The following is an 11,008-nucleotide window of genomic DNA, read 5'->3' on the forward strand; positions in this document are numbered from 1 at the left end:
AGTTCTGTCAATAAAGCGTACGCTTTCCTGTCATTAACAAAAAGTCCATTGAGATCCGGATCGCGATAATGGACGATGGGGACATGGCCCCCCTTCTCCACAGGGACAGAGAACTGGCTGTATTTCGCGAGGCTATCGACGAGCTCCGTATCGGCCGGCCGACCGTCGCGACGATCCTGGGGGAGAACGGAATCGGCAAGAGCGCCCTGCTCAGTGCCGTGACCGACCTGCTGCCCTCTCGCAGCCTGGTGCTGCGGGCTCGTTGCCATCCCAGCGAGAGCCGTTTCGCCTACGGGATGGTCCGCCAGCTCTTCGACCCGGTGCTGTCGGCCGGCGGGCGTCCCCGCCGGCAGTTCGACCGCGCGGCCACCGACGACGGCGCAGCCACCTACGATCTGCTGACGGACCTGTTCCACATCACCCGCGACCTGGTCGCCGAGCAGCCCGTGGTCATCGCGATCGACGACCTGTCCTTCGCCGACCTGCCGTCGCTGCGCTGGTTCTCCCACATCGCCCGCCGCCTCGACGACCTGCCGGTCATGATGATCGCCACGCTGCGCGACGGCGCCCCGTCCGGGCCGCTCGCCGAACTGACCAGGCTGCCGTACGCGCGCTTCCTGCAGCTCCGGCCGATCTGCGCCACCTGCACGGCCGACTTCGTGGGGCAGGCGCTGGGCGCGCCGCCCGACGAGGAGCTGTCCGCGTTCTGCCACACGATCTCCCAGGGCAACCCGAGGGTGCTGCGCGAGCTCACCACCCGGATGCGGCACGCCAGGGTCATCCCGGGCCTGCCCGACCTCGACCGGGTGCTGGAGATCGGCGCGGCGGCCCTGTCCGACACCGTGCTCGAATGGCTGCACGACGACGACGCGGTGGCCTCCGACCTGCTCACCCAGCTCGCCGTCATGGGCCCCGACACCGACGTCGACGTGGCGGCGATGCTCTCCGGCCAGGGAGAGCTGGAGCTCCAGCAGGCCCGCCGGACGCTCGTCCAGGCGGGCCTCATCACCTCGGAGCGGCCCGTACGGTTCCGCAGCACCCTGGTCCGGACGGCGGCCCTGTCGCGCATCGACACCCGCACCAGGCTCGACCTGCACGAACGGGTGGCCGCGCTGCTGGTCAGGACGGGGGCGCCGGCGGCCCAGACCGCCGAGCACCTGATGCTCACCACCTCGGCCTGGGGGGTCCCGGTGCTGCGCGCGGCGGCCGTGGAGGCGGTCACGGCCCGCAGGTACGACGACGCGGCCCGCTACCTGCGCCGCGCGCTGTCCTGCTCCGACGACCCCGTCGTCGTGCACGAGCTGACCCTGCAACTGGCCAGGACCGAACTCCACCACGACCTGGACTCCTGTGCCCGGCACGCCGAGGCGCTGGTCACCGGGGCCCCCGACACCGTCCAGCCGGCCAGGTCGCTGCTGTACCTGGCCAGCCCCGCGCTGGCCGCCAGCACGGTGGGAGCCCGGCCGTTCGTCACCGTGGTGCAGGAGCTGGCGGCCACGCCGGACCCGCCGCGGGAGTCGCTGCTGCGGCTGGGCACGCAGGTCCTGCTGGCGGGACATCGCGCCGGGTTGCGCAGGGGCGCGCGGACGGCCGTGACGGGCCCGCAGGACGCCGCCTCCAGGGAGTTCTCCGGCGCGCTGGCGGCGGTGGTCGCGGCCGGCGGGGGGCGTCCGGGCACCGCCAGGCGGCTGGCGACGCGGGCCACGCTGCCCGGCTCCCCCCTGGGACGCTCCGACGGGGGCGGGCTGGTGGGCGCCGCACTGGCGTTCGCCTGGACCGGCCACCTGGAGGAGGCGCTGGCGGTGTGCTCCAGGATCCTGGAGCACTCCCGCGCCTGGCGCCAGCCGGAGCTGCGCGTGCTCGCGCTGCTGGTCCGCTCGGACGTCGCCTACCGGTGCGGCGACTCGGCCGACAGCCTGCGGGACGCGATCGACGCGCGGGAGGGGGCCGAGCGGATCGGCGCGAGCGCGCTGACCTCGGCGGCCCGCGCCTGCGGAGCGCGCGCCCTGGTCCAGATGGGCGAGGTGCAGGACGCCACCGCGCTGGTACGCGAGATGACGATGCCGGCGGACGCCCACCCCCTGATCAAGAGCCTGGTCCGGGAGGCCCAGGGGATGGTCGCCGCGGCGGCGGACGATCACGTCGCGGCGCTGAGCCTGTTCCTCGACTGCGGGCAACGGCTCTCGGCCCGCGGCATCACCAACCCCACCTGCCTGCCCTGGCGCGCGCACGCGGCCAAGGCGTACACCGCGCTGGGCGAGCACGCCGCGGCCCGGACGATCGCCGCCGAGCCGTCGGCGATCGCCGACCACGCTCCGGAGTCCTCGCAGGCGCAAGCCCAGATGCGGGGGCAGACGCCCGGGCATCCGCACGGGCAGGCGCAGGGCCAGGCACAGGGTCAGACGCAGGGTCAGACGCAGGGTCAGACGCAGGGCCAGGTCCTGCTCACACCCGCCGAGCAGCGCGTCGTCGAGCTGGTACGCCAGGGCATGAGCAGCATGGAGGTCGCCGAGCGGCTCTGCCTGAGCAAGCGCACCATCGACACCCACCTGGGTCGCATCTACCGCAAGCTCGGCATCCGCGGACGTCACCAACTGGCCGCCGCCCTCGGCATCTGACCGGACGTCCGCCCGGACGACCGGGCACCGGACCGGACCGGACCGGACCGACGGGCATCGGGCCGGACGGACGACCAGGGCGAACGACCGGGCCGGACGAACGACCAGGGCGGACAATCAAGGCGGCCGGACGGGCACCAGGTCGGGCGAACGGACGAGGACCGCGCCGTTCGGCGCGGTCCTCGTCCGTTCAGGTGTCCGGTCGGCTCCCGGGTCAGCGGGGCGTCGCCGGTTCGGTGGCGCGCCCGATGCCCAGCCGGGGCTCGGTGACCAGGTACAGATCGGGGGCCGCCGGATCGTAGCGGGCGCCGAGGTCCAGCGCGGCCGTCCCCGGGGCCACGGGTTTCCGCGCGGTCAGCTCGGTGGCCAGCATCATCGCGTCCAGCGGGGCCGCGCCGCCGGAGCGGGTGGCGTCGTCCAGGTCGGTCAGGCCCGAGGTGATCGAGGCGAAGGCACTGTCCGGGGCCGCCGCGACGCCCCTCTTGTGCATCAGCTGCGGGTACTGGCCCCTGGCCAGGCGCTGCGCCAGCCAGAAGTACTCGGCCTTGCCCCGGTACTGCTCGTAGAACCCGGCGACCATGGAGAACATCCGGCCGTAGGCGTTGCGGTACAGGGACTCGTAGAACCCCAGAGCCTCGGCCTCGCTGACCTCCCCGGCGTGCGCGGACAGGATGGACGCCGCGGCCAGCGTGCCGCTGTACATGGCCAGGTGCACGCCGGTGGACAGCAGGGGGTCCAGGAAGCAGGCGGAGTCGCCCGCCAGGTAGTAGCCGGGGCCGCAGAAGCTGGCGGCCGAGTAGGAGAAGTCCTGCTCGACGCGGACCTTTCCCTGGAACGCGCCGCCGGAGACCAGTTCCGCGACCGTCTCCGACTCCGCGACCAGGGCCAGGAACATCTCGGTCGTGGAGGAGAACTCCGGCTTGCGGGCCAGGAAGTTGTCCTGGTGGGTGACGAAGCCCACGCTGTAGACGTCGTCCTTGAGCGGGATGACCCAGTACCAGCCGTGCGGGGAGGAGATCACGTTGATGCCGCCGCGCGGGGTCCTGGGCAGCAGGTCGCCGCCCTGGTAGTACCCCCAGATGGCGACGTTGCGGAAGACGTCGAGCTGGGTCCGGTCGCGGAAGTGCTGGGCGGAGAGCACCCCGGCGCGGCCGGAGGCGTCCACCACGTAGTCGGCCGCGCTGTGGTGGGCCTGCCCGTCGAGCACCCAGTCCACGCCCACCGCGCGGCCCTCGTCGAAACGGACCTTCTTCACGTGGGCCCCGTGGACCACCTCGACGCCCTGCTCGGCGGCGTGCTTGAGGAGGACGTCGTCGAAGTCCGCCCGGTCCACCTGCCAGGAGCGCACCTGGTCGCCGAAGAGGTCCGGCCAGTTGATGGTCCAGTCCTGCTCGGCGCCCCAGCGCAGCAGCAGGCCCTCCTTGACGGTGTAGCCGCGGGCCTCGATTTTCTCCCGTACGCCGACGAGGTCGATGATGGCGCGGCAGGAGGAGGCGATGGACTCCCCGACGTGGTATCGCGGGAACGAGTCCCTTTCCAGCAGGCGGACCCGGGCACCGGCCCGTGCCAGCAGGGCCGAGGATATCGATCCGGCGGGACCTCCGCCTATCACCACTACGTCAGGCGCCATGAAGTTCCTTCCCACACGTAATTACTACGGCGAATTCTCGCAGGGAGGAACAAAGTTAGTTAATACGCATTTATACGCATTTTGATGCTCATTTTTCCGTCAGCCGCTGATGGGGGCCGTGACGGAGGCCGCAGCGGGATCGATGACAGAGTTGATAGCGGGATCGGTGGTGCGGCCGGTGGCGGGGGAGGGGGCCACGGAGAGGCCGAATACCGCTCCCAGCGGGTCGGCGAACAGGCCGGCTCCCAGGGGGCGTGCCCCGGCCGCCCGGGCCGCCCGCACGACCCGGTCCATCCCGTCCATCCGGTCCGCCGCGTCCGTCGCGTGCGTCTCGCCGGACGAGCCCGCCGAGCCCCCCGGGTCCGTCCCGCCGGCCGAGTCGGCCGAGTCGGCCGAGTCCGCGACACCGAAGACCGGGTCCGCGACACCGAAGAAGGGCACCCAGGCGCCCCGGGGGGAGGAGCGGATCACCTGCTCCCTCCCTCCGTACAGGTTCCGGTAGAACTCCGCCGCCGCCTCCGGGGCGGGGGTGTGCAGCTCGGCGGCGCACAGGGCGCCGGGCTCGTCGACCAGGACCACGCCCTCGTCGCTGCCGCCCTCCCAGAAGCCGACCGCCGCGCCGACGGGGTCGACGGCCAGGCAGAGGCGGCCGTTGCCGCCCGCGGGAACCGGGCCCATCACCACGCGCCCGCCCAGGCGCCCGACCTCGTCCCGGGTGCGGGCGAGATCCTGGGAGGCCAGGTAGACGTTCCAGGACGAGCCGAAGGCCGGGCCCATCGGGCTGGGGCCGAGCCCGCCGATGATCTCTCCCCGCAGGGTGATCAGGTGGTAGCCCCGGCCGTTCTCCTTGACGAACTCCCAGCCGAAGAGGTCACCGTAGAACCGTTTCGCGCCGGTCGGGTCGACGGTGATGTGATCGACCCAGCAGGGTGTTCCAGGGCCGTACGAGAGCCGCCGGGGCATGAGAACTCCTTCAGGAGCCGGTCGTCGATGAGCGCGGCGGCGGCCTCGGCGCCGCCGGACTCGGGCATGAGCAGCCGGTAGCGGGGCGCGCCGGCCAGTTCCGTGGCGGCCGGGGGCCAGACGTGCGCCTGGAAGTCCGACGGCTCCAGCCTGCAGCGGTCGCTGTCTCCCTGGCAGAGCCTGATGAGCGTGGGCGGGGCGAGCCTGGCGGTGATCGGCACCGGCGTGCCCAGCCGCTCCGGGCGGACCAGCACGGACGGCCCCGCCAGCGTCGGCCGGGCCGGGCGCCAGACGCCGGACGCGGCCTCCATGCCGATCAGGCCGCTCGCCCTGGCCGCGTCCAGGGCGTCGCCGCGCAGGTCCAGCGGGACGTGGAAGGGAAGCGTGTGCCCGGTGGCCCGGTCGACCACGAGGAGCTGTCCCGAGACCGGCCGCCAGGACTGCGCGGCCAGCGAGACCGCCACCTCGGCGCAGGGCGAGCAGGCGCTGCCGATCAGCGCGACCGTCGCGTCACCCTTGGCCATGACGACGGCGCGCATCACCAGGAAGTGGTCCTCCAGCACGCTGAACGGGGGGAGGGGCGGTGGCATGGTGCCCCACCCCCGGAACGCGCGGCGCTGCAGCAGCATCCCGTCCTCCCGGTGGACCAGCAGTTCCCCGCCGGACGCCTCGTTGCTGAGGAGCTTCACGGTCAGCTGCGGTTTGCCGGCCTTCACCAGATGGGGGCCGAAAAGAAAGGCCAGCTCGGACGTTTCGACGTGTGTCACGGCGAGTACGGTCAGGCCGAAGAACTCCAACAACAGGGACAAGCTACTTCCCCTCACCACTTCTCGTTCGACCCGTACGGTCAGATGACCTTCCCTACCTTCTCAGGTAGTGACAGCCCCTGAAATACGGCATCAGCTGCTATTTCTGGACGTTCGAGTAGGGGAAGATGTGCCGTACCGGGGATCACCCGCAGCTCACATCCAGGGACGTTCTCCTGCAAGGTATGCGCGTTGGCCGTGAAGACCGGCATGTCGGAGTCGCCGACGATCACCGTCGTCCTGGCCCTGACCCGGGCGAGGTCCTCGGGCGGGTGCCGGTGCATGCCGAGCATCGCCATCGCCCCGGTGTCCAGCTCGGCCCAGGAGTGCCTGCCGATCACCTCCCGCAACCGGGCCCGCAGCGCCGGATGCGCCTCGGTGCCGCGGAAGATGTCCGGCGGGGAGTCCATCCACAGCTCGGCCATCTGCTCGGGCGCGCCGCGCGCCCGGCGCAGCGTCATCAGCTCCATGTACCGCCGCCGGGCCGCGGGGTCGGGGGGCGCGCCGCCGAGCGTCGGCGCCGCGAGCACCAGATTGCGTACGACCTCGGGCGCCTCCAGGGCCATCTGCAGCGCGACGCCGGAGCCGAAGGAGAGCCCCACGACCCGGTGCGCGACCTCGGCGTCGGCGAAGGCGGCCAGCCGCAGGGCGAGCTCGGGCAGCGTCTGGCCACGCCGCAGCGGCTCGGACCCGCCGTGGCCGGGAAGGTCCACGCCTATGTGCCGCCAGCCCGGCAGCAGATCCCACAGGGGCTGCCAGAGCGTGGAGTCCATGGTGTAGCCGTGCACCCACAGCACCGCCGGGCCCGTCCCCGACTCGATGACGCGCAGCCCGTTCACGTTCGTTCCCGGAAGGCCGCGCGGCCCGTTCACGCCCGCTCCGGGAAGGTCGCGCAGAACTCCCGGTAGGCCACGACGGCCGCGTCCCTGACGTCCAGGCGCGGCACCACCCGCGGATTCAGCCGTTCCCAGATCACCGCGTCCTCGTCCAGCGCGCGCTCGCTGCCCTGGACGAGCAGCGGAAGCTCCCCCTGCTGCTCGTCGCGCACCCCGATCGCCACCCGCACCGCGCACCCGCCCTTCTCCCGCGGCACGGCCGCGGTGACGATGACCTGCTCCCGGCCGGGCGGCCCGAACAGGGTGACGACCACGCCGGGACTGTACGCGCGGGCCAGGAAACGGGAGCCGACGATCCGCGGCGCGCCGCCCCCCCGGCATCGGCATGGAGGCCATCACGAACTCGCCCTCCATGACCAGCTCGCCCTCGTCCCCGTGGCGGTGCGCCATCGCGCGCACCCTGGGGACCTTGTGCACCTCGGTGAAGTGGTCGATGTCGAAGGCGTTCTCCACGACCAGCAGGGGGTCGGCGTTCATCGACCTGCTCACGGCCGCGGTCAGCGGGTGGCTGTCGGCCAGCTCCTTGATCGCCCGGGTGAACCCGCGGTCGTCGTCGGGGCCGTCGGAGAGCCGGACGAACACGGCCTCGCCGGAGACGAGCACGTGGTGCTCGGTCACCGACAACCGCCTGGAGGTGTCGCCGAGCCCGATCCGCCGGCCGTGGAACGGGCAGACCAGGCAGCCGTCGGCGAGCCGGCCCCCGTAGCCCAGATGCGCGCCACGGTGCGGGCAGTCGGCGTCGAAGACCCGTACGCCGGTCTCGTCCCGCACGGCCACCAGCCGCCGGGTCCCGAGCTCCAGGGGGGTCACCTCGCCGGTCAGCTCGGAGGTGAAGACCGGCAGATGCCAGCCGGAATGCGGTGCCGTCGTCGGTGCCGTCATCGGTGTCGCCGTCGGTGTCGCCGGAGGTGCCGTCATCTGCTCATCGCCTTCAGTAGCCGTTCGGCGGCGTTCGTCCCGCTGACGATCGCTCCCTGAACCCACGGCGGCCGCGTTCCCGAGACCGTCGCCTCTCCCGCGAAGAAGAGCGTGTCCTCGACCGGTTCGGCCCAGCGGCCCGGAGCCAGCTCGGCGCCGAGCCTCGGCGCGGTGAACGCGCCCCGGCTCCACGGGTCGGTTCCCCAGTCGGCGATCTCGGTGTCCAGCACCCTGGTCCCCGCGCTCCAGGGCAGGGCCACGGTCAGCATGGCCGCCAGGTCGGGGCCGGTGGCGGCCCGTACGCAGGCGGCGGCCGCGTCCCTGGCCACGATCAGCACCTCGGGGCGTCCCTCGCGGCAGCTCACGAAGCCGCTGACCCCGTCCGCGTCGAACACCGACGCCGTCTCCGGCGCCGGGGCGGACAGGGTCACGACCACGCAGCAGCCGTCCCCGGGCGTCAGCTCCCGCGCGGCCTCGATCTTGTCCGCGGGAAGGTCCTCGATGGTGAGGGTGCCGCAGGCCACGACGGCGGGCGGCACGGTCACCACCACCCGGCCGGCCCGCACGGTCCCGGTGGCCGTCCGCGCGCTGACCCGTCCCGGCGACCAGCCGAGCACCTCGACGGGACGGCCGACGTGCACCTGAAGGCCCCGCGCGAGCCGTCGCGGCAGGAGGTCGAAGCCGCCGGGGACGACGAACTCGCCGTGCCCGGCGGTGTCGCCCCGCTGGGCCGCGGACACGCCCCGGGCGCTGAGCCGGTCCGGGTCGGTGGCCCAGATCTGGCGGAGCCACTCGCTCGCCACCGGGGCCGGTCCGCCGTTGTCGCGGAGCCAGTCGTTCACGGACACGCCGTCGGCGGCACCCTCGGCGTTCAGCCGGGCCTCCATCGTCCACGGCGGGCACGGCGTGCGGGCCAGCGTCCCCATGGGACGGCCGACCCGGCCGCTGATCACCCGCGCGGCGGCGGGGCGCGGCGCGGTCTCGGTCCCCACGAGCGCGCGGGCGGGGTTGCGGTCGCCGTGCACGACCTGCGCGCCCAGCTCCAGCGACGGCCCGCCGTCCGCGGGACGGAAGGTGCGCACCCGCCCGCCGATCCGCGACCTGGCCTCCAGGACCACGGTGCGCACCCCGGCCCGGTTCAGGATGGAGGCGCAGGTCAGCCCGCTGACCCCGGCCCCGATGACGAGGACGTCGGCGACACCGGCGACACCGGCGACACTGCCGCCGTCAGCGCGCATCCCCGCCTCCCAGGGCCACCGGGAGGGCGCGCAGCCGCCGGGGGACCAGCGTCGAGGCCCAGCCGGGCGGCGGGCCGGCCAGCGACGCGGCGGGGAACCGCTCGGCCAGCCGGGCCAGCAGCACCGCTCCGGTCTGCCGGACGAGCTGCGCCGCCAGGCAGAAGTGCGGCCCGCCGCCGAAGGCCAGGTGCGGGTTGGGCGACCGGTCGAGCACAAGATTGTTGGGCCGTTCGAAGACGGCCGGGTCCCGGTTGGCCGCGGCCACGACCGCCAGCACCCGGGCACCGCGGGGCACCTCGCCGCCCGGCAGCCGCACGTCCGTGAGCGCGACCCTGGCGGTGAACGGGATCGGCGCCTCCAGCCGCAGCAGCTCGTCGACGGCGGTGCGAGCGAGCTCGTCCCCGCCCAGGCGGAGCGAGGTCAGCGCCTCGGGCCGGGGCAGCAGCCAGTACATCGCGTTGCCGATCGCCTCGGCCAGCGGCTGCCATCCGCCCACGACGGCCAGGCCGAGCACGCCCAGCGTCTCGGCGTCGGTCAGCCGGTCGTCGGCGACCAGGCGGGCCAGCGGGCTCGACGCGGCCGGCGCCCCGTGCGAGTTCTGCGGCAGGGTGGCGCAGTGCGCCTGGAGGAAGCGGGTCAGTTCCTTCATGGCGGACCGGCCCAGTGCCGCGACCTGCGGCCCGGCCAGCGGGTCCAGGTTGATCGAGGCCGCCTGGGCGAGCTGCGAGAAGGCCTTCCGGTCGCTCTCGGCCAGCCCGAACAGCCGCAGGAAGACCGAGGTGGCCAGCGGGCTCCCGATCCGTTCGATCGCGTCGACCACGGTCTCGGCCGCCAGGCCGTCGAGGAGGTCGTCCACGTCGGCGGTGATGCCGTCGGCCACCGAGGCGATCGCGGCAGGGCCCAGCAGCAGCAGGCCCGGCGTGCGCAACCTGGTGTGGTCGGGCGGGTCGGTGGTGAGCATCGACGGCGGCAGGTCCTCGTCGCGCGCCCGTCCCTGCTGACCGGCGCTCGCGGAGAAGGCCCGGTCACGCAGGACGGCGGCGCAGTCGGCGTGCCCGGTCACCAGCCACAGCCGTGCCATGGGGTCGTGGTGGACCGGGGAGCGGGAACGCAGCCAGTCGTAGGACGGGTAGGGGTCGAGCCGCCCCGCCGGGGAGAAGGGATGGGGGACGTCGGCGGGGAAACGGATCTCGGTGCTGGCCGTCACGCGGGGGACTCTCCTTCGCTATGCACGGACGGCACCGGAGCCCACGCCCGCCGACGGGCGACCACTGCCCGATCGGCGCCCGTCGTCCTCGCGGGCCCCTGGCCGGACTCTGGCCGAGGACCCGTACCTCTTCGTTGCGTCTTTCACGTACCGCTGTCACGTGCCGCCGGTGATCAGGTGCAGCAGCAGCAGGGGCAGCAGCAGTAGTAGCAGGACTCGACCTGCACGCCGGCGGTGACGGCCGCGAGGTCGCCCTCGCTCAGCTCGGTCGCGTCGACCACCGGGGTCTCCGGGATGTGCAGCTCGAAGACGCCGCTCTCCATGCCCTTCTCCCAGAGGGCGACCTGGACGTCCATGTTGCCCTCCTCGTGCCCGTCGGGGATGTGGCGCACGACGACGACTTCGCTGCCCGAGGGGATCGTCAGGCCCGACTCGGCCAGCGCCTCACGGGGGTTGGCGCTCAGCCTGGCGGAGTAGCTCTCGTCCGACCACGCGTTGATCAGGGTGCGGGTGTAGGAGTTGATGAATTCCGCGCGCTCCTGCTGGGCAAGTGCCATGTCATTCTCCTTTGTTTTCGCCGACGCTCTCCGTGTCGGCGACTGATTGAACTGTGGCATGACCTGGCGTACATACCAAGACTTAATTTTGCAGCCATTAATGTAAGTATTGATACCTGCATAATGCGGTGTTACATTGCAAGCATCCCATAGCCGGGATCGAACCATCAATGAC

The 11,008-nt window shown here is 72.7% G+C and carries 9 protein-coding genes and 1 pseudogene; 2 read left to right on the forward strand and 8 right to left on the reverse strand.

All coding sequences use genetic code 11. The features are described 5' to 3' along the window. The first annotated feature begins 83 nt into the window (after positions 1-83). Positions 84-2,618, forward strand: a complete 2,535-nt coding sequence (locus ABD832_RS14460) for an AAA family ATPase (protein ID WP_344894306.1) — start codon at positions 84-86, stop codon at positions 2,616-2,618. Positions 2,619-2,832: 214 nt separating this feature from the next. Here ABD832_RS14460 and ABD832_RS14465 read toward each other — a convergent pair whose 3' ends face one another. The 4 genes from ABD832_RS14465 to ABD832_RS14485 form a co-directional block, all read right to left on the reverse strand. Next, the gene (locus tag ABD832_RS14465) at positions 2,833-4,248 is read right to left on the reverse strand and encodes an NAD(P)/FAD-dependent oxidoreductase (RefSeq protein ID WP_344894309.1); all 1,416 of its coding nucleotides are present in this window, start codon (positions 4,246-4,248) and stop codon (positions 2,833-2,835) included. 99 nt (positions 4,249-4,347) lie between these two features. Further along, positions 4,348-5,211: a VOC family protein gene (locus ABD832_RS14470; protein ID WP_425582590.1), complete on the reverse strand. Its 864-nt coding sequence runs from the start codon at positions 5,209-5,211 to the stop codon at positions 4,348-4,350. An 847-nt stretch (positions 5,212-6,058) separates the two neighbouring features. After that, positions 6,059-6,856, reverse strand: coding sequence for an alpha/beta fold hydrolase (locus tag ABD832_RS14480; RefSeq protein ID WP_344894315.1), 798 nt, complete (start codon positions 6,854-6,856; stop codon positions 6,059-6,061). Between the two features lie 29 nt (positions 6,857-6,885). Then, positions 6,886-7,167, reverse strand: coding sequence for a hypothetical protein (locus ABD832_RS14485; RefSeq protein ID WP_344894318.1), 282 nt, complete (start codon positions 7,165-7,167; stop codon positions 6,886-6,888). A gap of 71 nt (positions 7,168-7,238) precedes the next feature. Here ABD832_RS14485 and ABD832_RS14490 point away from each other — a divergent pair, with 71 nt between their 5' ends. Beyond that, positions 7,239-7,619: a hypothetical protein gene (locus tag ABD832_RS14490; protein ID WP_344894321.1), complete on the forward strand. Its 381-nt coding sequence runs from the start codon at positions 7,239-7,241 to the stop codon at positions 7,617-7,619. Here ABD832_RS14490 and ABD832_RS42135 read toward each other — a convergent pair. The 4 genes and pseudogenes from ABD832_RS42135 to ABD832_RS14505 form a co-directional block, all read right to left on the reverse strand. After that, a pseudogene (locus ABD832_RS42135) lies at positions 7,619-7,831 on the reverse strand (Rieske (2Fe-2S) protein); the annotation flags it as partial. The gene ABD832_RS14490 and the pseudogene ABD832_RS42135 sit on opposite strands and share 1 nt — an antisense overlap. Continuing rightward, positions 7,828-9,069 (reverse strand): flavin monoamine oxidase family protein, encoded by a 1,242-nt coding sequence (locus ABD832_RS14495; protein WP_344894324.1) that lies wholly within the window; start codon positions 9,067-9,069, stop codon positions 7,828-7,830. The pseudogene ABD832_RS42135 and the gene ABD832_RS14495, both read right to left, overlap by 4 nt. After that, complete coding sequence (locus ABD832_RS14500) at positions 9,059-10,276, reverse strand: cytochrome P450 (protein WP_344894326.1); 1,218 nt, start codon at positions 10,274-10,276, stop codon at positions 9,059-9,061. The genes ABD832_RS14495 and ABD832_RS14500 overlap by 11 nt, the downstream gene beginning before the upstream one ends. A gap of 173 nt (positions 10,277-10,449) precedes the next feature. Further along, the gene (locus tag ABD832_RS14505) at positions 10,450-10,833 is read right to left on the reverse strand and encodes a hypothetical protein (RefSeq protein WP_344894329.1); all 384 of its coding nucleotides are present in this window, start codon (positions 10,831-10,833) and stop codon (positions 10,450-10,452) included. Between the last annotated feature and the right edge of the window lie 175 nt (positions 10,834-11,008).

Origin of the sequence: Streptosporangium longisporum (assembly GCF_039534895.1) — a bacterium.
In the GTDB taxonomy this organism is placed as follows: Bacteria; Actinomycetota; Actinomycetes; order Streptosporangiales; family Streptosporangiaceae; genus Streptosporangium; species Streptosporangium longisporum.